Origin of the sequence: Chitinophaga horti (genome assembly GCF_022867795.2) — a bacterium.
GTDB lineage: Bacteria > Bacteroidota > Bacteroidia > Chitinophagales > Chitinophagaceae > Chitinophaga > Chitinophaga horti.
The window spans coordinates 2,359,525-2,380,789 of record NZ_CP107006.1; the positions used below are offsets into that span (position 1 = coordinate 2,359,525).

Annotated in this window: 18 protein-coding genes and 1 pseudogene; 10 read left to right on the forward strand and 9 right to left on the reverse strand. The window is 51.2% G+C overall.

All coding sequences use genetic code 11. The features are described 5' to 3' along the window. Nucleotides 1-3 precede the first annotated feature (3 nt). Nucleotides 4-402, forward strand: a complete 399-nt coding sequence (locus tag MKQ68_RS09615; RefSeq protein ID WP_264283104.1) for an SRPBCC family protein — start codon at nt 4-6, stop codon at nt 400-402. Between the two features lie 42 nt (nt 403-444). Beyond that, nucleotides 445-1,332, forward strand: coding sequence for a hypothetical protein (locus tag MKQ68_RS09620; RefSeq protein ID WP_264283105.1), 888 nt, complete (start codon nt 445-447; stop codon nt 1,330-1,332). A 158-nt stretch (nt 1,333-1,490) separates the two neighbouring features. On the opposite strand, the gene MKQ68_RS09625 is transcribed toward MKQ68_RS09620, so the two are convergent. Together MKQ68_RS09625 and MKQ68_RS09630 are read right to left on the reverse strand one after the other, a co-directional pair. After that, complete coding sequence (locus MKQ68_RS09625) at nt 1,491-1,901, reverse strand: hypothetical protein (RefSeq protein ID WP_264283106.1); 411 nt, start codon at nt 1,899-1,901, stop codon at nt 1,491-1,493. Nucleotides 1,902-1,994: 93 nt separating this feature from the next. After that, entirely contained in the window at nt 1,995-2,384 is a 390-nt protein-coding gene (locus MKQ68_RS09630) for a hypothetical protein (RefSeq protein WP_244839233.1), read from the reverse strand. Between the two features lie 158 nt (nt 2,385-2,542). Here MKQ68_RS09630 and MKQ68_RS09635 point away from each other — a divergent pair, with 158 nt between their 5' ends. The 3 genes from MKQ68_RS09635 to MKQ68_RS09645 all read left to right on the forward strand — a co-directional run bounded on the left by MKQ68_RS09635 (nt 2,543) and on the right by MKQ68_RS09645 (nt 5,862). After that, entirely contained in the window at nt 2,543-4,087 is a 1,545-nt protein-coding gene (locus tag MKQ68_RS09635) for a SulP family inorganic anion transporter (RefSeq protein WP_264283107.1), read from the forward strand. 233 nt (nt 4,088-4,320) lie between these two features. Further along, the gene (gene trxA, locus MKQ68_RS09640; protein ID WP_264283108.1) at nt 4,321-4,617 is read left to right on the forward strand and encodes a thioredoxin; all 297 of its coding nucleotides are present in this window, start codon (nt 4,321-4,323) and stop codon (nt 4,615-4,617) included. Nucleotides 4,618-5,124: 507 nt separating this feature from the next. Next, nucleotides 5,125-5,862 carry a helix-turn-helix transcriptional regulator gene (locus MKQ68_RS09645; protein ID WP_264283109.1) on the forward strand — a complete coding sequence of 246 codons (738 nt, stop codon included), beginning with the start codon at nt 5,125-5,127 and terminating at the stop codon, nt 5,860-5,862. Nucleotides 5,863-5,964: 102 nt separating this feature from the next. Here the strand turns inward: MKQ68_RS09645 and MKQ68_RS09650 are convergent, their stop codons facing one another. From MKQ68_RS09650 to MKQ68_RS09680, 7 genes are all read right to left on the reverse strand, one after another. Beyond that, nucleotides 5,965-7,032: a P-loop NTPase family protein gene (locus MKQ68_RS09650; protein WP_264283110.1), complete on the reverse strand. Its 1,068-nt coding sequence runs from the start codon at nt 7,030-7,032 to the stop codon at nt 5,965-5,967. Between the two features lie 206 nt (nt 7,033-7,238). Beyond that, nucleotides 7,239-8,726 (reverse strand): succinyl-CoA:acetate CoA-transferase ScpC, encoded by a 1,488-nt coding sequence (gene scpC / locus MKQ68_RS09655; protein WP_244839228.1) that lies wholly within the window; start codon nt 8,724-8,726, stop codon nt 7,239-7,241. A gap of 230 nt (nt 8,727-8,956) precedes the next feature. Continuing rightward, a complete protein-coding gene (locus MKQ68_RS09660) occupies nt 8,957-10,387 on the reverse strand; it encodes a hypothetical protein (protein WP_264283111.1) in 1,431 nt (476 codons plus the stop codon). Between the two features lie 97 nt (nt 10,388-10,484). Next, entirely contained in the window at nt 10,485-11,198 is a 714-nt protein-coding gene (locus MKQ68_RS09665) for a LytR/AlgR family response regulator transcription factor (RefSeq protein ID WP_264283112.1), read from the reverse strand. Continuing rightward, on the reverse strand, nt 11,195-12,232 hold the full coding sequence (locus MKQ68_RS09670; protein WP_264283113.1) for a sensor histidine kinase: 1,038 nt from the start codon (nt 12,230-12,232) through the stop codon (nt 11,195-11,197). The genes MKQ68_RS09665 and MKQ68_RS09670 overlap by 4 nt, the downstream gene beginning before the upstream one ends. Before the next feature lie 2 nt (nt 12,233-12,234). Beyond that, entirely contained in the window at nt 12,235-12,909 is a 675-nt protein-coding gene (locus MKQ68_RS09675; protein WP_244839221.1) for a hypothetical protein, read from the reverse strand. 7 nt (nt 12,910-12,916) lie between these two features. Further along, the gene (locus MKQ68_RS09680; RefSeq protein WP_264283114.1) at nt 12,917-13,534 is read right to left on the reverse strand and encodes a hypothetical protein; all 618 of its coding nucleotides are present in this window, start codon (nt 13,532-13,534) and stop codon (nt 12,917-12,919) included. Between the two features lie 193 nt (nt 13,535-13,727). On the opposite strand from MKQ68_RS09680, the gene MKQ68_RS09685 reads away from it, so the two are divergent. The 5 genes and pseudogenes from MKQ68_RS09685 (at nt 13,728) to MKQ68_RS09705 (ending at nt 21,252) form a co-directional block, all read left to right on the forward strand. Continuing rightward, a complete protein-coding gene (locus MKQ68_RS09685; RefSeq protein WP_264283115.1) occupies nt 13,728-16,172 on the forward strand; it encodes a TonB-dependent receptor in 2,445 nt (814 codons plus the stop codon). Then, a pseudogene (locus MKQ68_RS09690) lies at nt 16,172-17,283 on the forward strand (PepSY-associated TM helix domain-containing protein). Before MKQ68_RS09685 ends, MKQ68_RS09690 begins: the two are co-directional and overlap by 1 nt. A 382-nt stretch (nt 17,284-17,665) precedes the next feature. After that, nucleotides 17,666-19,078: a 3-isopropylmalate dehydratase large subunit gene (gene leuC / locus MKQ68_RS09695; protein ID WP_264283116.1), complete on the forward strand. Its 1,413-nt coding sequence runs from the start codon at nt 17,666-17,668 to the stop codon at nt 19,076-19,078. Between the two features lie 35 nt (nt 19,079-19,113). Then, a complete protein-coding gene (gene leuD, locus MKQ68_RS09700; protein WP_264283117.1) occupies nt 19,114-19,710 on the forward strand; it encodes a 3-isopropylmalate dehydratase small subunit in 597 nt (198 codons plus the stop codon). A 48-nt stretch (nt 19,711-19,758) separates the two neighbouring features. Beyond that, entirely contained in the window at nt 19,759-21,252 is a 1,494-nt protein-coding gene (locus MKQ68_RS09705; protein WP_264283118.1) for a hydroxymethylglutaryl-CoA lyase-like TIM-barrel protein, read from the forward strand. Nucleotides 21,253-21,265: the final 13 nt, after the last annotated feature.

Here is a 21,265-nt window from a genome sequence, read left to right on the forward strand (position 1 = left end):
GCTATGGCAAACGATGCAATTCATGTAAGTATTGGTATTCAACGAAATGTAAACGACGTTTACGACTTTCTTTCCGTTCCGCAGAACTTCCCGAAATGGGCGCCCGGCTTTTGCCTGTCCATCGAAGAAGTGAGTACGGACAACACCTGGAAGATCCAGACCACTAACGGCGAAGCGCATGTAACCTTCGTGGAGAGAAATAAGTTAGGCGTGGTAGATCATTTCGTGACCGTTAACGGCGGCACCATATATGTACCCCTCCGTGTAGTCGCTAATCAGGCGGGCAGCGTAGTAATCTTTACCATTTTGCCCCAGCCCGGTGTATCCGAAGCGGATATTGAGAACGACCGTGCCGCGGTGGAAAAAGACCTGCAGCAACTCAAATCACTGCTGGAAAAATAAACCCTGTTTGCTATCTTTCGCCCGTAAAGAAAGTAAACCCACATGAAGAAATTATACCTGCTGCCCCTGCTGGCCGCTATGGCCAGCCAGGGGTGTCAGCAAACCGCTACCACCACTGCTGCGAAAGACACCACCATCGTTACCCGACCCGATTCCGCCGGCAGGCAGGAGTTTCCCTTACCACCCACTACCGAAGAAATGGTACGCAGGCTCCGCGCAGAAACGGATTCCATCCGAAACTTATTAAAATCCAGCACACCTGAACAGGCCGCCGGTATATACACCCGCTTCAGCGATGATGTGTATGAAAGACTGATCAACGTGATCCAAACGAATGAAAGCAGGTGGATCGAGGATTATATCAACTTTTTTAACGAAGAAAGCGATATCCCGCACCCGGATAAAGCTACACAGAAACGAATCGATCTGCTGGCTACGGCAGGCATTGAACCGAACTATATCGGGGAAGGCTATACGGAGTTACGCCTCAAGCCTGACTTCTACCAGCAATTATTCGGGCCTTACCTGCCCGCGGATTACAAGGCTTACATCGACCTCTCCGCCCGGCACGACTCTACCCTGTTCGATGCCGATGCCGGCGTAATAGTGCCATGGTCCGAAGTGGCGCGACGTACCGAGGAATGGGAGCGTTACCTGGCTGCCTATGATACATCGCCGCTTCGCCAGGCGGCCGGCGATCTGTATACCTACTATATGCGTGTCTTTCTCATGGGCGAGGACAATACGCCCACCGTCGACAACAACACTTTCATGCCCGATGTGCGCGAAGCCATGGTGGCTTACGTGGAACGCAATCCAAACTCGCAGGGCGGTAAACTGGTAGCTGCTTTCCTGGAAAAAGCAGGCCACAAGCCAGACCGGCTGGAACTGGAAAAGTGGGTGGGGGATCATTTGAGTGTTTCGAAGTAATGTAGGCTGCCGGATTCGTCATGGCAATGAAGTGAAGCCATCCTCGTGCATTGTCTTCGCTATAGTGGTTGTCAGCAGCTTTCCTGGCGGCCAGACCGAGCCCGAAGTTGCCTTTACTTCGTTCGTCATGATGGGTATCTGAAGCGCCTGGCTGCTATCTACTTCCCCTGCTCCGTGCGCGCAAACTTCGAGTAGCACCCCTCCACACACATCACAGTTAGCGGTGTTAGCGTCAGCGTATCGTTGATGATGATATAACCGTACTTAAAGCTTTTGCCGGTAAAAGAGTTGCGCAACGTAACAGTGAGGCTGTCGCTGCTGTACCGGTTAAATTCGTTCATTGCATCGTTCGAAACGAACATGCCGTTGCTGAAGCCGATCATTTGGGCGTCTTCGGCAGGTATAGGTTTGTGGATCATGGGGCCGCCGATGCTGTAACCAATTGCCACTTCTTTCCACGCCCCTTCCAGCGAAGCCACGAGTTGCGTCCCGGCCGTCTCCGTATCTTCTTTATCACAGGCGGTGAACGCCAACATGGTCAGGGTGCAAATAGCGAGCAATTGTTTCATAAAGGGGAACTTTACTATTAAAACGACCGGGAGCAAAAAAGGTTACAACAGCTGAGTTAAAAAAGGCCGCGGTGATGTCCGCGGCCTTCTTCCTTATTGGCAGGACTTCGTGAAAGTCACGCTTTGGAATGTTTTGTCTGTGCCAAATTTAGCCAGCGTCTTGTAGCTGCTGGTGGCACCTGCAGAGAGAGACGTGATCGTCACCGGTGCGGTGGTTTCGTACGTTGCTCCGTCAGTGGTAGTCACGATTAGCTTCAGGTTTACTACCGCCGCGCCATTAGCGATTGCATAATCTTTGGTAGAAGTGTTTTTTACATCGAAGTCAAGGAATACCTGTTTGCCGTTTTCGTCGATGTCACGGCTAGTTTCGGTCAATACGAAGCTGTCGGCGAAGCACTCGGACCTGGGTTTGTCATTGTCTTTACTACATGCGGAAAATGCTACCGCAATGGCGGCCAGCGGAGCGAATAACAGTCTTTTCATGTTAATTGATGCTATGGTTTTAAATAGGTGAATGGGTACAAACGCGAAAACAATCACTTATAACGTTGTCGGCTGCACGGTTTCTGTCAAGCCCGCTTTTAACAATAACTATGCCGATTTCGTTATCTTTGCACCTTCACCGACAAACACTGTTAGCATTGAGAGCATATCTGAACCTGTTCGATTTTCGTCAGCCCATCAACTATAAAAATGAAGTGTTGGCCGGCCTTACCGTAGCCATGACCATGATCCCTGAGTCCCTGTCATTCGCCATACTTGCAGGTTTCCCTCCATTGACGGGCCTTTACGCTGCCTTCATCATGGGGCTTGTAACAGCGATCTTCGGCGGGCGGCCCGGACTGGTATCGGGTGGTGCGGGTGCTACGGTGGTGGTGATTATGGCATTGATGCAATCCCACGGATTAGACTACGTATTCGCAGCAGTAGCGCTGGCGGGTATATTCCAGCTATTGGTCGGATTGTTCAGGCTCGGCAAATTCATCGGCCTGGTACCTCAGCCGGTGATGTATGGTTTTGTAAACGGCCTGGCCGTGATCATCTTTATGTCACAGCTGGAGCAGTTTAAAAGTGCAGGCAGCTGGATGACCGGCACGCCATTGATGATCATGGGCGGTCTGACTGCCTTAACGATCCTTATCGTTGTACTCTTCCCGCGTATTACCAAGGCTGTTCCACCTTCGCTGGTGGCAATTATTACGGTGTTCCTGCTGGTATACGTTTTTCATATTGATACGAGAACTGTACGGGACATTGCCGAAGTAAGCGGCGGCTTCCCTCCTTTTCATATTCCCAACATTCCTTTTACCATTGAAACCCTGCAGATCATACTGCCGTATGGATTGATCATGGCAGGCGTTGGTTTAACCGAAGGGCTGCTCACCCTCAACCTGGTGGACGAGATCACCGGCACGCGCGGTAATGGTAACCGGGAGGCCCTGGCGCAAGGTGGTGCTAATATCCTTAACGGCTTTTTCACCGGCATGGGTGGTTGCCCGATGATCGCCCAAACGCTGGTAAATCTCTCAGCGGGCGCGCGAGCCAGGCTGTCGGGCATCGTGGCCGCCTTAACGATCCTGCTTATCATCCTGGCAGGCGCCCCGATCATCGAGCGTGTACCGATGGCGGCGCTCACGGGCGTAATGATCATGGTGGCAATCGGTACTTTTGAATGGAGCAGCTTCCGCATCATTAATAAGATGCCGAGGCAAGACATTTTCGTCGGCATTATTGTGGCACTCATCACGATCGTATTACATAACCTGGCACTCGCCGTGCTGATCGGCGTTATCATCTCCGCCCTGGTATTTGCCTGGGAGAGCGCGAAGCACATTCGTGTGCATGCTTACTGGAATGACCACGGAAGTAAGTACTACGAAATCAACGGCCCCTTGTTTTTTGGCTCCGTCACTACCTTTCATGAACAATTTGATGTTAACGGCGACCCGGAGGAAGTAGTGATCGACTTCAGGAACAGCCGCGTGGCTGACATGTCGGGCATAGATGCGCTCAATAAACTCACTGACAAATATGCAAAAGCCGGTAAAAAGCTACACCTGAAACACCTGAGCCCGGACTGTATCGCACTGCTGAAAAATGCGGGCAGCGAGATTGATGTGAACATCGTGGAAGATCCTTCATACCATGTAGCGATAGAAGGAAAAACAAATAAAGCAGGTAACTAAAGAGGAACCCGCAACTTTTTCCAAAATCTAAATGCTTGCGAGTCCAGCAGAACTCACACCGTCAGAATTTAAAGTGTGATTACACTTCGCGTCTTTTTGATAGTCATGGCTTTGAAAATGCGCCTTCGCGTCAGCCTCTTACTATCAAGTGTGTCGTATTGTCCTATCGGGTGAGCCCAGATCAAAAAAAATATTTCGGGCATTATTCTTGAACCGCATATGGAAAATGAATTATGGGCAACTTTTCCGAAGTAATACATAGCGACAAGCCGGTACTGGTCGATTTCTTCGCAACCTGGTGCGGCCCCTGTAAGGCCATGTCGCCGATCCTGGAGTCGCTGAAGCAGCAGGTGGGCGACGATGCCACGATCATTAAGATAGACGTGGATAAAAATCCCGCCGTTGCACAGGCTTACCAGGTACAGGGGGTGCCTACCCTCATTCTTTTCAAACAGGGACGTGTGCTTTGGCGGCAGTCGGGTGTTATGCAGGCGCACCAGCTAGAACAGGTGATACGGCAACATGCTTAGGCAGATATGTAAATTTACAATAGAGGGCAATCCGGATGGATTGCCCTTGCTCTTTTTTGGGGGTAAATGTCTGATGTACCAGCTGTGAACTGAGAAAGATGCCGGAACCATGCGAACATTGGAGAAAGGCCGTATACATTTCTGCCAACTAAATCAAAAATGCGGAATGCATTGTACTGCTGTCGTCGGGAACGCTGCAGGCGGAACGAGACCGCCCGCAACATCTTCCAAACGTAATTTTTAACACAAAAACAGCAGGTGCTTACCGGTCGTAGGTAAGTAAAGATTTTTTGGGGTTACGCTTAAGCATTGGACTGAGACACATGATAATAAAGCCATCTAGCGGGCTTTCGCCCATTTATAGTTAGTTTCCATTTTACCCGTTTATCAGATCACCCAGGTAACTGGTTGATTGCGAGGGCAAAAATACTGTTTCAATCAACTGCGGTCAACTGCGTTATTACGCAGGTAGAAATATTTTTTATAGTTTTATGCAAAACTCAGCGAATGTTCCCCGACCGTACTTTCGGCAATTACTCCAAATCCTTCATCACCGATTTGCCAGCCGACCTGGAGAGCGAGCAGGCAAGGCACTATCGTGAAACGCTTACCAGGTTCCCCGAGGAAGCAGTGTACATTTATTCCTTCAAGGAGAACCGTATGGTATATGCCGACGGCTGGGACGAGATACTGGGCTATAAGGACGAAGAGGTGAGCATGATGACTATTGTAAACATTACCTCTCCGGAGTACGCACCATTTTCGCATGAGCTGAATGATAAGGCGCTGATGTTTATACAATCCCGCACGGAGGACCTGGAGAAGTACAGCTTCACGATCGAACTGAAGAAGATCCACAAGCATGGTCATGACGTTCCCCTGATCGTTAAAGTAGGCGTGTTCAGCTCCGAAGGCGGAAAAATGACCGCCATCATCGGACGTTCGCAGGTGAATCGCAGCCTGAAGTTAGGCAGCGTCATGCGGTATGATGCCTATGGGCCCGATAAGTCGAAATTCGAGGAGGAGCTGAACAAACAGCTGTTCCGCCACTATGCCATCTCTGGTAAAGAAAAGGAAGCCCTGGCCATGGTAGCCAAAGGCTATTCCCTGAAGGAAATTGCTTACGAGTTCAATGTATCATTGTCGGCTATCGAGAAGCGCATTTTCCCGATGTACAAACGCTTTGACGTGAAGAACCTGAGCCACCTGGTGAGTTTTGCTTACGATAACCACATTCTTCCTTAGCGGAGTGCTGGTGAATTTTGCTTATGACACCCTGGCGGAACGTTGGTGACTGGTATCAGGGGAATAATTGATCCCTCGGACTTACGTCAACCTTCCCGGATATTAGTCAGAGAGGTTGACGGACAGGATATGTGACTTGTCGACCCCGATTTTCTCCAGCATATGTTCCCAACGCTCCTCGTCCTTTTCCTGTGGCACGTTATTTCCCAGCACCCATATCACGTTCCTGGACTTCAACGCCAGGCGATTGGCTTCGTTGTGCGTGAAGGTATCCAGCATACGCAAAAAAGCTTTGGGGCTGATCAGGTCGGGTTCGATCGGGCTGCCGGGATTAATATCATCAATGACCAGCAGCGAGGAATTACGCCAGTTCCAGAGCTCTTCCAGGTTAACGGCAGGCTGGTCGAAGAACAGGCAGTATAACTTCATGGCGGTCAGGTAAGTGGCTGAATGGCGGCGGATCGACATTTCGGTAGCGATACCCACGCTGAGCGTCGTTTTGCCGGAGCCTTTCGCGCCAAATACCAGCAGGTGTTTCCCCTCCCCGTCATGCTCCATGAATTGCTCTACGGCCTTGCGGTTGTTTTCCGAAATGTCCATTTCCCACTGGCTCAGCCTGAACTGGAAAGGATATTGCGGTACCTGCAAATACATCTTCGTCATATACCAATAGCGGCAAGGGTAAATCAATAATGCCAGCAGTACCAGCAGTATGATCAGGCCATTGGTGGTGTAGGCGCAGCAAAGGCTGGCCGCGAAGGCTCCAAAGCTGAAAAAGATAATGTCGGTCGTGGTATCAAAGGCGATGTTGCCCCACTGCGGCGGGAATGTATACCTGCTGCCTTTAGGCAGGAACATCCGTTTATTATTAGACGGCTTCTTCAACAGCAGCGGCCCCAGGAAGTTATACGCCTCAAAAATGATCCATATGGATGCGATGATGCCGGCAGACCACAATGCAGCGGTTTCCTTTTCCATTTTTTTGCTAAGGAAAAGGAACAGCAGGATGGTTGGAATGAAGCCTAAAGACAAGTGCCCAAGCTGATTGGCTAGCCAGGAATAAGTGAGTGTTACACCCCGGTAAGAATCCTTCCCGATAAGGTCGGCTTTCAGTTGTTTGAGCACGGCTTTGCGTGGAATGGTCACGCGGGCAACGGAACTTGTTTCCATTGAACAAAGATGGATTGAGGTTTACGAAATACAGTTACGGCGTCAGTTTGGCCGCGATAAATATAGAAATATTTTCAGACTTCTTACGGAAGGCTATCGCGGTTAACCGGTGTAATGTATTCGTTACCCTTTCGTTCCATGGCAATGAGCGCCGCTTGTCATCGCCCCTTGTTCATCGTTTTACATGACAGCGCTTCAACCGCGATCTACCCTTTCATCGTTCCCCGTTCCCGCAGCCTTACGTGCCAGCTGAACGCCTCCTCGAGCAGGTGCGGTGTTTGGCCGCCCCGTTGTGCGCACGCACGGTCAAAATAATCCTGCAAGGCATCGCGGTAGTAAGGATGCGCACAGTTTGCAATGATCACTTTCGCCCGCTCCCTTGGTGCCAGGCCACGAAGATCGGCCAATCCCACATCGGTCACCAGTATATCTACATCATGCTCATTATGATCCACGTGCGACACCATGGGCAATACGTGAGAGATCGTATCATTCTTAGACGCTGCCTGTGTTACAAAGATGCTCAGGTACGCATTACGGGCAAAGTCACCAGAGCCGCCGATGCCGTTCATAATGTGGGTACCGCCGATATGGGTAGAGTTCACGTTGCCGTACATATCGAACTCTATCGCCGTATTGATGGCGATCACCCCTAAACGACGGATCACACCGGGTGCGTTACTGATGTTCTGCGGGCGCAGCACGATCTTCTCCCGGTAATGATCGAGGTTGTTCACTACGCGATCGTAACACTCGGCAGACACCGTAATAGAAGAGCCCGAGGCGAAGCGCAGTTTACCGGCATCGATCAGGTCAAAGGTGCTGTCCTGCAGCACTTCAGAGTACATCGTGAGATCTGCGAAATGGCCTTTCCGGAAACCATTCAGTACCGCATTAGCAACTTTACCAATGCCTGCCTGTACAGGCAGCAAGGAGTTCGTGAGCCTGCCGGCAGCTACCTCGGCTTCAAAGAACTTGATGAGGTGACCGGCAATCGCCTCGGTTTTAGCATCCGGCGGTACAATGTCGGCCGGACTGTCCTGCACGGCCGTATATACAATGGCTGCTACCTTATCTGGCTGGATCTTGATGGTAGTGGTGCCTACCCGGGCATCCGGCACGTTCACCGGGATGCTGTTACGGTGCGGATAGTCGTCAGGAACGAAGATATCATGTATGCCCTGTATAGACTCCGGCACCACGGTATTGATCTCGATGATCAGCTTTTTTGCCATCAGCGCGAAGGATGCAGAGTTGCCTACAGAAGTTGTCGGTACGATACTCCCATCTTCTGTGATGAGGGCCGCTTCGATCACGGCGATGTCCAGTTGCGGGATATAATGGTTGTGTAACAGCTCTACGGATTCGCTGAGGTGTTGGTCGATAAACAGCACCTCACCGTTGTTGATATGTTTGCGCAGCACGGGGTCTGCCTGAAATGGCATCCGTTTGTGTAAGCCATGAGCATTTGCTAAGCGGGCGTCAGTATCCTGCCCCAGCGATGCGCCGGTAATCAATGTTATTTTAATATCTTCCTTCGCAGCCCGGTCGGCCAGGGCCGCCAGTACAGCTTTACTGTCGCCTGATTTAGTGAAACCGCTCGCTCCTACCACCATTCCGTTCGTAAATAAAGCGGCCGCCTGTGCTGCGTCCATCACCTTATGCGCTAATCCCGTTGCTTTGATCCTGCTCATGGCATTGTGTTTTTAGTCGTAGCAAAATTACGCCTGGCCATGTTCGCGGGAAATGATAAAAGTCAGGCTTTACGCCCCACGTATTCATCGTCCAACATGAGCAGGATCATGCCTGCTCGTCATCGACGAACACCGCGCAGTTCCAACAGCAAACATCCAATTGATTACACGCCGTCAAGCGCCAGCGTGCAGCTTCAACAGCAAATACGAAAGGGAGCACTTCCCGCACATCAATGATGCGTATAACACAACAGCACTCCCGCCATGATGTGCCGAGCCCTGCCTACATCGGCCATGTCGCCCTGCAATAGGTTCTGTTCGGTCGGATTGTCGTAGTTCACCGCCTGCCTGTACTTGTTGTTCATTCCGTAGCTCAACACCACACCCGCCCGGATGTTCGACTTTTTCACCCACCGGTTAGCGCCGAACTGCAGATGGAAGTTATTCCACATCGCGGTATATGGCGGAATGCCCGAATCGTCTTTGAACAGCGCGGCATCATAAAAGGAGAAATCTGTGCGGGCGCTTACATACCCCGTCATCTTAGCCTGTACCGGAAAACTCATGCCCACGGACACATTCGTGACACCTTTGCGGGCATCCTTCAACCGCAGCAGGTCACGGGTAAACAGGTTACTGGTGCCTGTATCCGGACGAATAAAGTACTCATCCCGCGGTGTGATGATGTTATACTCGCGCACCCGGCCGAAGTACTCTGCCGACACATACAGTTGTTTGCCAGACAACTCCACCAGGTACCCCGCCGCTATACTGAACGGGGTTTTCCAGCGAACGGGCAGTTTCTCCTGGCGGGTATTGGCCATGAAGCCTAACGGACTATCGGGTGTAGTCAACACGAGATTCTGCACCAGGTTATCACTCACCAGCGTACCATTTCCGCCCAGGTGGAGCAACGGCAGGTTGACGGTCAGGCCAAGGTGGTGTGCACCGTTGTCGTAGGCCACACCCGGACGAAACTTTAACCCGTAGTGCCGGTAATCCACTACGTAACTGGCATCAGCCGTCACCAGGTCAAAGTTCACCACACCGGGATTTACGAACGCCCTGCCTACATAGTCCTGGCTATAACGTTGTGCATATACGTTGGCTCCCACCGTAAGGCCGGCAGACCAACGTTCGCCCAGCTTGAATCCTGTCGCAAGCTGCGCGCGTGTTTCACTGGCGCGGTTCTCTTCTACGAACTGGCCCACAAAAAACTCCGTACCCGGACTATACTCTTCCTCCAACACCTGGAACTTATCGTCCCGGCGCTGTGAGGCCACATAACGGATACCGGGCGTATGAATTAGCGCCCAGACGATCGACAGTTTCAGCGGTTTAAGGTATCGTCCGCCTGCGAGCATATTAGGCACAGACGCATTGCTCCGGGACTTTAGCCCCAGCCCTTTACCCGCTCCATCTTTAATATGAATTAACTGAGTTTGATAGAGCACGGCGTTTACTGATATCCCACTGATCCGCTCCCCCGCCAGCAGCGCGGGGTTATAGTAATACACTCCACTATCTCCCGTGGCAGCGATCACCGCACCGGGCGTAAGAAAACCTCCGGGACCATACTGACTATTCCAGTAATGCGTATCCTGTGCAAGGGTACAAACACTGTAAAGACTGCAAACAAGGAGTAGATAGATTCTCGCCATTATACACTTTTGGGAACAGTTCAAAAGTAGCGAGTTAATGTGAAGAAGCAAGATTTTTGGGCTGAGAATTTCTTAATTAAAACTAACAGTTTCTCCGTTATACTTTACGTTTAGGCGAAATCAACTGCTGCACCGCTTCGCGGTACGAAGCGCCCACAGGCACGTCCTTATCTCCCAGGCGCATGTAATTGCCTTCGACGAATACGATGCGGTCTTTCGCAATAATATAGCTCTTATGCACCCTCAGAAAGTGGGATGCGGGCAATTGTTCCTGCAAACTTTTCAGCGTATCGTTCACCAGGTACGCCGCCTGTACGGTCACTACCCGTGCATAATCGTCCAGCGCCTCTATGTATAATATATCCTCCAGGTTTACCCGGTACACTTTTTTATCCGCCCTGATAAATATCGCCGGGGGCAACGCATCTGCGGGCTTCACCTGGCGCGTATCGAGCCGCTCTATCGCCTTATTCACCGCTTTCAGGAAGCGCTCGAAGGAGAAGGGCTTCAGCAGGTAGTCGGCGGCATTCAGCTCAAAGCCTTCCACGGCATATTCGGGATACGCGGTCGTGAACACGATGCAGGGCGGCTGCACCAGGCCTTTCAGGAAACTGATGCCCGATAAACGCGGCAGGTTAATGTCGAGAAACACGAGGGGCACAGGATCCAGCAATAGCTGGCGCTGGGCTTCCAGGGCGTCGTTGCAAACGGCTGATAGTTCCAGGCTTGGATGTTCGGCGATGTACTGCTCCAGCACCTGCCTGGCCAGCGGCTCGTCTTCCACGATCATACATTTGTAAACCAGTTTCATAGCGTAATATCGAGTGTAACTACAAAGTTATTGTCTTTTGACGTGATGTGCAGCGCATGCCGCTGCGGGTAGAGTAATTCCAGCCGCCGGCGCACGTTCTGTAAGCCGAGGCCGCGATAGGTTTCGGGTTCTATGTTATCGACCTGGCCTAAGGTGTTGGTTAGTACGAAATGCAGTCGCGCTGGCGCGACATCCAGTACGGCAGAGATTTCCACGCTGCCGGTATTTCCCTTGGCGCCATGCTTGAAGGCGTTCTCTACGAAGGTGATCAGCAGCATTGGGGGCACGACCGATTCATCAATCTCACCGTTCACCGTTGCGTGCACATCCAGGTCCGCACCTGAACGCAATTGTTGTAGCGCAATGTATCCCCGTACCATCTCCCACTCTTTGGCCAATGGTACCAGTTCCTCCCGGGTATCATACAAAAAGTAACGCATCAGGTCAGAAAGCTGCAACACGGTATCGGGCAAACGAGGATCGCTTTGTAGCGACATGGCATAAATACCGTTCAGGGTATTGAACAGGAAATGCGGATTTAACTGTGATTTCAAAGCCTTCAGTTCTACCTGCACTTTTTCCTTTTCTGCCGCAAGCAGCTGATGTTGTAACTCGTTGGCCCGCGACCAGGACTTGGAAAAGCGTAGCAATGTACTAAGGCTGATGTACACGACGAAAAAAAGGACCACCTCCCACAGCGAGAAATAAGAGATAAAAAAGTAATCCGGGAACAAGGTGGCAGACCAATCCTGAAAAAAGCGGTCATTCAGCCAGGCGGAAGCGGCCACCAGGATTACCAGTAGCAACGCATACACCCACCAGCGACGCCGCTCAGTCAACAGGGGCAGCAGCCAGTACAGATGCAGGTATACGGCAGGCGCCAGCGTTAATTGGAACAACGCAGCATAGATGTAATCAATCTTTACGGCGGAATTGCCCGACTTAAAAACCTGTACGAACACGAAGTACGTACAGGTCCAGAAAGCCAGGTGTTGTATCCACCTGAATACAGGATGAGAGAACAGCGCGTGCATAATCAGCTTTTCCGGTTTAAGATAATCGGTTCTTCCTGGTAAATGCGCTTGTCACGGCCATATTTCGCAAGGAACTGCTGTAGTTCGTTACTGGATGCGGTGACAAGGAAAGAGCCATACAAAGCATCGGATTCATGTTTCAGGCGGAGATTACCTGCCGCAAGTTGCGATTTAATATACTCGCCGTTAAAGAACGATACGGCCAGCTCGTTCGGGTTCTTCCATGCGATTTTCGCCATGGTGTGGGTGTTCATATAACCCAGCGACGGCATATAACCATTTGCTTCGTCCTTCGATTTGATGCCCGCCGCGAACAGGTCGCCATAGAGCTCGCCGTTTATTTTGATGAGCCTTAGGAGTGCCAGGTACTCACGTCCCTGTTTTGACCAGGAGAGTACGTAGGAACCATCTGTCAGTAACGAGTCTGAATGCCTGTCATCTTCTTCAGATGGCAGGTCGAGGGTGATGCGGGCAGTCATACCTTGCCCAAGTTCCTGTTGCCCCGGGCTGTTCTTTAACCGTGTGATGGTGAAAGCGCCTTCAGGACTGCTCCAGCGGCCGGCGAGGCGATCGTCGGTGGTAATTTGGTCGGCGGTAACGAGGGGCTGCAGACTGGTAAGGCAAGAAGAGCATGTCAGTGTAAAGCATGCGCATAAAACGCTGATGATTTTTTTCATGGCGGGGTTAGTTTAAACGTTTGTAATGACCGCTTTCTTCGAATGCGTCGGCTACATCGCCATACTTCAGGATGTATTGCTGTAATTCGTTGGTGGACGCCGTAAGCAATATAGCCCCATTGTTCCGCTGCAACTCGTGCGCGATACGCAGTTTGTTCTTTTCGATCAGTTTGGCCAGGAACTCGGCTTTCAGCTGGCTCATGTCCATTTGTGCGCCCGTGATCTTAATCTTAAAAAGAATGTGCGACGGCACGTGGTGTTGCATGAAGAACGGGTCCAGTGTGCTTTGTTGAGCAGTAAGGCGGGGATAGAAGTCCATGTAGGTGTTGTTGCCCAGTTTGAACAGGAATACCAGAAAACGGCTCGTGCCATCGTCGTCCTTAACCGACACGTCATACCCTTTCGCGGAAAGCTTCCGGAGTTCCTCGGGCAGGCCTTCTACCGTAGACGCATTAGCGACGGAGAAGGTCAGTACGTCCTTGTCATCCGGCATCTTCCAGGTGCCGAGCAGGCGCTGATCGAAGAATACGTCGCCGGCTTTAAACGCCGGGTGTAAGCTGGTAAGGCAACCGCTGAAACACACTATCAGCAAGGCCAGGGAACTTAAAACGAGTGTCTTTTTCATACTCAAATATTTATACCCCAAAGCTACCAGGCATGCCGGGCGGCATGAAATATATTCGGTAAACATAGTGTTTTGACCGGTGAAGTGCATGTAGGTTTTTCCGCATTGCGTAAATTTTATTCCGGATGCGCTATGCCTGTTAAGGCAGACTGTGCTTCTTTTGCAGCGTCAATCTATAAACAACCGTTATTATATGCGAATGCTCCTCCTGGCACTCCTGGCCATCTGCATGCAAACCGTGCAGGCACAAACCTCCATTAAAGGAACCGTGAAAGATCCCGAAAACAACCTGGTGCCCGGTGCCAGCGTGGTAATTGGCAAAACCAAAGTAAGCATCACTAACGATAAAGGCGAATACACCTTCACCGATGTACCTGCCGGCAAACATGTGCTCACGATTACTTTCATAGGATATGAAACCACTACCCGCACCGTAACGCTGAAAGAGGGCGAAACGCGCGTGGTGAACGTCGCACTCACGTCTTCCGCAGAACAACTGCAACATGTGGAAATCACGGGCAGAAAGGAATCCGGTTACAAAAACACGAACTCTTTTATCGGCACCAAAACAGCAACGAACCTGAAAGACGTGCCGCAGTCGGTAAGTTATGTAACCAAAGAGATGATACAGGACCAGCAGGCGATGCGCATTGGGGAAATGGTGAAGAACATGAGCGGCATCAACCAGCATACGACTTATGACGACCTCGACATCCGCGGCTTCCGCACCCAGAACAACAGCCAGGTGCAGATGGTAAACGGCCTGCGTACGATCACCGGCTTCTGGAAACAACCGCTCACTAACTACCTGGAGCGCCTGGAGGTGATTAAAGGACCGGCTTCCGCGCTTTTCGGCAACACTTCTCCCGGAGGTGTCATTAACCGCGTAACGAAAAAGCCATTAGCCGAAAGGAGGCAGAGTGTGAGTTTCAGTACCGGTAGTTTCAACGCATTTCGCGGTCTGGCCGACTTTACCGGCCCGATGAACGAATCTAAAACATTACTATATCGTCTCAACCTGGGTTATGAAAACGCCCAGAGCTTCCGGGAGTTACAGTTCGATAAAAACTTCGTGGTAGCACCATCTATCTCCTTCCTTCCTACAGAGAAAACGAGGCTGAACTTCGACGTGGTATACAACCGCAGCAACAGCCGGCTCGATCGAGGCCAGGCAGTGTACGGCAACAACGATATTTATTCCGTACCCATTTCCAAAAGCCTGAACGCCACGAACGACTACCTGAACGAGGATAACCTGATGATCACGACCTCCTTCAACCACCAGCTGACAAAGAAACTCCAGTTCAACCTGGCGTATCTCAAAACCATCTGGGAAGAAGATCTGCTGGAACACCGTACGGCCAATGGCTATGCGAAAGACAGTGCCGGTGCGGCCATCCCTACCCTGGTAGAAATGCAGGTGCTGATCCGTAAGCGTAAGGTGTTTGCAGATAACGTATCTGCCTACTTCACTTACGATGCCAATACTGGCCCTATTGCCCATAAAATTTTAGCAGGATACGATTACGCGCAGAACAAGATGCCATGGGGCGCTGCGCAGTCACAGGCAAATGGTTACAAGAACGCTGCAGGCACCGCTGCCACGGCCTATAACGCCGCCCGTCCGGCCAACTTCCAGTACACCACGGTAAATGGTATTAAAATGCCTGTACCAAACGTACCGCATTTCGACCTGACATCTGTGAGCCCGTACCAGCTGTTCGATATGAGCAAGTACTCGTACGTGAAAACGAACTACGATCCTACCTTCTATAATGCACAGGGCTACTACGTACAGGACCAGCTGACGTTCGGAAAGTTCCAGGCGTTACTGGGACTGCGTTACGACCGTTTCGACGAACGCGTGAACTATGACAAGGCGACCGAGACTAAGATCGTGCAGGATGCATTTATTCCTAGGGTAGGTCTGGTGTACACCATCGACAAACATGTGAACGTGTATGCTACTTATACCGAAGGTTACAACCCGCAAACGACGGCTTCGATGAACAACCCGAATGCAGGCGGTCCGTTCGATCCGTTGATCAGCAACCTGGTGGAAGCCGGTGCAAAGAGCGACTGGTTCAACGAGCGCCTGTCCGTTACGCTGGCAGCCTACCGCATCCAGCTGGAGAACGTACTGTATAATGCAGGCGACGCTACTAACCCTGAGTTACTACGCCCGATCGGCAAGGTTGAATCGAAAGGTATTGAGCTGGACGTGAAAGGACAGATCTCCCCTAACTGGTACCTGACCGCGGCTTACGCCTACAACGATGCACAAATCACCGAAAGCACCGATAAAACAGACCTGGGCCGCCAAAGCCCGGGTGCGCCTAAACACCAGGGAAGCTTCTGGACCAAATACACGATCCCGAACGGCGTATTGAAAGGTCTGGGTATCGGCGGAGGTGCCAACTTCGTTACCGAAAGGAACGTGGACGGTAACAAAGTACAAACGTTGCCCGCGTACGAAGTTTTCAACGGCGCTTTGTATTATAAGATCGACAAGTTCCAGTTGCAGCTGAACATGAACAACCTGCTGGACAAAACCTATTGGATCGGCGGTTACGATTACCTGCGCCTGTTTCCTGGCGCACCCCGTAACTGGATGACGACTGTTTCATACGTATTCTAATGTTGAAGAAGATATTCGGAAAACTACATTTGTGGCTGGGGCTTAGCTCCGGCCTTGTAGTTTTAGTGGTGACGCTTACCGGGGCCATCCTGGTATTTGAGGAAGAACTGGAACTGCTGTTTCACCATGATTTCTATTATGCAAAGAACGTACAACCAGCCAGGCTTTCGATCGATAGCCTGAAACGCCGCGCGGAAAGTATTGCGCCGGTGGTTAATATCGAGATAGATGCCCCGGAGCGGAATGTTATCTTCTCCTGCCTCCACAAGGAAGTATTTCACCTCGTATCGGTAGATCCGTACACAGGGCAGATCGTGGGCCAGATGAAGGAAAAGGGGCGCTTTTTCGACGTGACCGAAGACCTGCATCGTCGCCTGCTGGCCGGCAACGTCGTTAAAGCGATTACGGGCGTCAGCTGCCTCATCTTCCTGTTCCTCGTCATTTCCGGCATCGTGCTTTGGTGGCCCAGGAAATGGAAGGGCTTAAAGCAGCGCCTGAAGGTAAAACCGGCGGCAGCACCAAACGGCTTACCTGGGACCTGCATGCGGTGGGCGGCTTTTACGTACACCTGCTTGTATTCACCATGGCCTTCACCGGTCTTACCTGGAGTTACCGTTGGTTCAACGATGGCATCTTCATCGTATTCGATGGTAAGCCGCCAGCCAGGAAAAGTCCGCCCGACAACCAGGTAATCGTCATGCCCGGCGCACGTTTCTATGAAGACCTGTATGCCGACGTTCAACGCCGCCTGCCCTACCGCGGACAACTGACGATGAACATCCCGCTGAAAGACAGCTTCTGCATTACTGTTTCTAAACTAAACGCTGAGGCGTCGATCGATAACGTGGTCGACTTTCTTTTTTATGAGAAAGGCACCGGAAAGCTGCTGGCCGCCAGGCCGTACATTAACGAAAGCCGTGGTATGAAGGCCCGCCGGTTGGTGAAGCCGATTCATACAGGCAGCATTTACGGCTGGCCAACGAAAATAATCGCCTTTATTGCCTGCCTGTTCGCCGTTTCCCTTCCCATTACCGGGTTCATGATATGGCTGAACCGGAAGAAAAAGATACTCAGGCCGCAGCAACTGAAGCGCGCGGCTGCGACAGTTTAAACATGCCTGAAACATCCTGTTTACAAGGTTTTCCGACGAATACCCCTGCTGAAACACAAGCCTGGTAAGAGCTATGCCCTTTCGAGGCCCTTTCCGTGCCCTTTCCGTAGTTTTTGAGCAAAATTCAACAGCTTTACAATCAATCAATTATAAAAACGACTAGAATCCGGCTATCTTTTGTATAGCAAGCGTGCTCACGCCCGTAACACGCAAATTCCAGACAACACCTCCCCTTCAAACACGACCCTTTGTCATCCATGAGTCACAAATCCATCCCCGCTATTGCAAGTTTATGACACCGAATTAGAAAATCGTTGAAAAATGTTCGATCTTGTGGATCAATATCTAAGGAACTTAAGGTTATAGTATAAAATTATCAAAAATGAGCAGCAGCGTACCCACTACGGTATTTGACAAAGTATGGGATTCCCACGTGGTGAGAAAGATCCAGGACGGACCGGATGTATTCTTTATCGACCGGCATTTTATTCACGAGGTAACAAGCCCGGTAGCCTTTCTCGGACTAGAGAACAGGGGCCTGAAGGTGATGTTTTCTGATAAAACATTCGCTACCGCCGATCATAATACACCTACCATCAACCAGCATCTGCCGGTGGCAGACCCACTGTCGGCCAACCAGCTGAAAGCGCTGGAAACCAATGCCGCCAAGTATGGTATTTCGCATTGGGGATTGGGTAACCCGAAAAACGGGATCGTGCACGTGGTAGGGCCTGAAAACGGGATTACGCTGCCTGGCATGACCATCGTGTGTGGCGACTCGCATACTTCTACCCATGGGGCCTTTGGTGCCATCGCATTTGGCATCGGTACTTCCGAAGTGGAAATGGTACTGAGCAGCCAGTGTATCATGCAGCCCAAGCCAAAAAAGATGCGCCTGAACGTAAACGGCCAACTCGGCAAGGGTGTTACGCCGAAAGACGTGGTGTTATATATTATATCTCAACTCACAGCCGCCGGTGCTACCGGCTACTTCGTTGAGTTTGCGGGCGACGTGTTCCGCAACATGACGATGGAAGGTCGCATGACCGTGTGTAACATGAGCATCGAAATGGGTGCGCGCGGCGGTATCATTGCGCCGGATGAAACGACTTTTGCTTATATCAAAGGTCGCGACAAAGCCCCTAAGGGCGAGGCCTGGGACAAAGCGCTGGCTTACTGGAAAACGCTGAAGACCGACGAAGGTGCTACGTTTGATGCAGAGCATCACTGGAACGCCGCCGACATTGAACCGATGATTACTTATGGTACCAATCCAGGCATGGGCATGGGTATCAGCAAACATATTCCTGCAGCGGCAGAAGTAGGTGGCAGCAAGGCCAGCTACGAAAAATCGCTCGACTACATGGGCTTCCATGAAGAAGAGGCGATGCTGGGAAAGAAAGTAGATTATGTATTTATCGGCAGCTGCACCAATGGTCGTATTGAAGATTTCCGTGCATTTGCCTCTATCATTAAAGGAAGAAAGAAGGCCGACCATGTAACCGCCTGGATCGTTCCGGGTTCGCACATCGTGGAGCAGCAGATCAGGGATGAAGGTATTCTCGACATTCTGACAGAAGCAGGTTTCCAGCTGCGTCAGCCCGGATGTTCTGCCTGCCTGGCGATGAACGACGACAAGATCCCTGCGGGCATGTATGCGGTGAGCACGAGCAACCGTAACTTCGAAGGGCGTCAGGGTCCGGGAGCGCGCACCTTGCTGGCAAGTCCGCTGGTGGCGGCTGCAGCAGCAGTAACCGGCGTTGTGACCGATCCACGTGAATTGCTGGCTGACTAATCTTTCTTTCTTAACTGATTAATGAATTTATAACAATGGCTTACGATAAATTTACCGTACTTACCAGCTCTGCCGTTCCTATGCCGATCGAGAACGTGGACACTGACCAGATTATTCCCGCCCGCTTCCTGAAAGCGACCGAGCGTAAAGGCTTTGGCGATAACCTGTTCCGAGATTGGCGTTATAACGGCGACGATACCCCGAAACAGGATTTTGTGTTGAACAATCCGATCTATTCCGGCAAGATACTGGTAGCCGGTAAAAACTTTGGCAGCGGCAGCAGCCGTGAGCACGCGGCATGGGCGATATACGACTATGGCTTTCGTTGCGTGGTATCGAGCTTCTTCGCCGATATCTTTAAAAACAATTCCCTGAACATCGGCATCCTGCCCGTACAAGTGAGCGCTGCTTTCCTGGATAAAATCTTTACCGCTATTGAGGCCGATCCCAATGCACAACTGGAAGTAAATCTGCCGGAGCAAAAGATCACCATCCTCAGCACAGGCGAAAGTGAAAGCTTCGATATCAACAGCTATAAAAAGCATAACCTGATGAACGGGTTTGACGATATCGATTACCTGCAGGCGATGAAAGACGAGATACAGACTTTCGCCGCAAAAAGCATCTACTAACTAACTGATTACGATAATATGCCAACGGCGCCACGTTATATAGAAATAATGGACACGACCCTGCGCGATGGTGAGCAAACCAGCGGCGTGAGCTTCTCCCCTTCGGAGAAACTGACGATTGCCCAGTTGTTGCTTACCGAGGTAAAGGTCGACCGCATAGAGATCGCCTCTGCGCGGGTGTCCGACGGTGAATTTGCCGCCGTTAAATCCATTACCAAATGGGCAAAGGCCAATGGCTACCTCGATCGCGTGGAAGTGCTCACCTTCGTGGACGGCGACGTGTCTGTACAATGGATGCAAAAGGCCGGCGCGAAGGTGATGAACCTGCTGACGAAAGGTTCGTTAAACCATCTCACGCATCAACTTAAAAAGAAGCCGGAGCAACACTTTGCAGAAGTAGCCGCGGTGATTACACTGGCGCGCAAAAAAGGGCTAGAGGTAAACATCTACCTGGAAGATTGGAGCAACGGTATGCGTCACTCACGGGAATACGTATACGCTTTTCTCGATTTCCTGCAAACGCAGCCATTGAAGAGAATTATGCTCCCCGATACCCTGGGCGTATTGATCCCATCCGAAGTACAGGAATACATTTCCGCTATCGTGGCCCGCTATCCGAAACTGCACTTCGATTTTCACGCGCATAACGATTACGACCTGGGTACGGCGAATGTGCTGGAAGGCATTAAAGCCGGTGCACACGGGCTGCATCTTACCATTAACGGGATGGGCGAACGTGCAGGCAACGCACCATTAGCAAGCGCCATTGCCGTACTGAATGATTTTATGCCTGAGGTGAAAACGGCCGTGGCAGAGAAGTCGCTGTACACGGTAAGTAAGCTGGTGGAAACGTTCTCCGGCTTCCGTATACCGGCAAATAAACCGGTGGTGGGCGAGAATGTATTTACACAAACGGCGGGCATTCATGCCGATGGCGATAAAAAGAACAAGCTTTATTTTTCTGACCTGATGCCCGAACGTTTCGGCCGCCAGCGTAAATATGCACTCGGCAAAACCAGCGGCAAGGCCAATATCGAGAACAACCTCCAGCAGCTGGGCATCCAGTTGTCGGACGCAGACCTGAAGAAAGTAACGCAGCGCATCATCGAACTGGGTGATAAAAAAGAAATGGTGACCCAGGCAGATCTACCATACGTGATCTCGGATATCCTCGACTCCAATACGATCGCGGACAAGGTGAAGATAGAAGACTATGTACTGTCGCATGCTAAAAACCTGAAACCCTCTGCCACCATACGTGTCGTGATAGAAGGCGACGTGTTTGAAGAACATGCGCAGGGCGACGGACAGTACGATGCTTTTATGAATGCACTCAAACGCATCTACAAAAAGAAAAAGCAGGAACTACCCGGACTTACCGACTACGCCGTACGCATCCCGCCTGGCGGTAAAACAGACGCCCTTTGCGAAACCGTTATCACCTGGCGGCACCAGGAGCGCGAGTTTAAGACCCGTGGTCTGGACAGCGACCAAACGGTATCGGCGATCAAGGCGACCCAAAAAATGCTCAACCTCATTTAAACACCACCGCACA

Bases quoted from the DNA above. Each gene is read 5' to 3' on its own strand.
- MKQ68_RS09615 (WP_264283104.1), top strand. From the start codon at position 4: ATGGCAAACGATGCAATTCATGTAAGTATTGGTATTCAACGAAATGTA.
- MKQ68_RS09620 (WP_264283105.1), top strand. From the start codon at position 445: ATGAAGAAATTATACCTGCTGCCCCTGCTGGCCGCTATGGCCAGCCAG.
- MKQ68_RS09625 (WP_264283106.1), bottom strand. From the start codon at position 1,901: ATGAAACAATTGCTCGCTATTTGCACCCTGACCATGTTGGCGTTCACC.
- MKQ68_RS09630 (WP_244839233.1), bottom strand. From the start codon at position 2,384: ATGAAAAGACTGTTATTCGCTCCGCTGGCCGCCATTGCGGTAGCATTT.
- trxA (WP_264283108.1), top strand. From the start codon at position 4,321: ATGGGCAACTTTTCCGAAGTAATACATAGCGACAAGCCGGTACTGGTC.
- MKQ68_RS09645 (WP_264283109.1), top strand. From the start codon at position 5,125: ATGTTCCCCGACCGTACTTTCGGCAATTACTCCAAATCCTTCATCACC.
- MKQ68_RS09650 (WP_264283110.1), bottom strand. From the start codon at position 7,032: ATGGAAACAAGTTCCGTTGCCCGCGTGACCATTCCACGCAAAGCCGTG.
- scpC (WP_244839228.1), bottom strand. From the start codon at position 8,726: ATGAGCAGGATCAAAGCAACGGGATTAGCGCATAAGGTGATGGACGCA.
- MKQ68_RS09660 (WP_264283111.1), bottom strand. From the start codon at position 10,387: ATGGCGAGAATCTATCTACTCCTTGTTTGCAGTCTTTACAGTGTTTGT.
- MKQ68_RS09665 (WP_264283112.1), bottom strand. From the start codon at position 11,198: ATGAAACTGGTTTACAAATGTATGATCGTGGAAGACGAGCCGCTGGCC.
- MKQ68_RS09670 (WP_264283113.1), bottom strand. From the start codon at position 12,232: ATGCACGCGCTGTTCTCTCATCCTGTATTCAGGTGGATACAACACCTG.
- MKQ68_RS09675 (WP_244839221.1), bottom strand. From the start codon at position 12,909: ATGAAAAAAATCATCAGCGTTTTATGCGCATGCTTTACACTGACATGC.
- MKQ68_RS09680 (WP_264283114.1), bottom strand. From the start codon at position 13,534: ATGAAAAAGACACTCGTTTTAAGTTCCCTGGCCTTGCTGATAGTGTGT.
- MKQ68_RS09685 (WP_264283115.1), top strand. From the start codon at position 13,728: ATGCGAATGCTCCTCCTGGCACTCCTGGCCATCTGCATGCAAACCGTG.
- leuC (WP_264283116.1), top strand. From the start codon at position 17,666: ATGAGCAGCAGCGTACCCACTACGGTATTTGACAAAGTATGGGATTCC.
- leuD (WP_264283117.1), top strand. From the start codon at position 19,114: ATGGCTTACGATAAATTTACCGTACTTACCAGCTCTGCCGTTCCTATG.
- MKQ68_RS09705 (WP_264283118.1), top strand. From the start codon at position 19,759: ATGGACACGACCCTGCGCGATGGTGAGCAAACCAGCGGCGTGAGCTTC.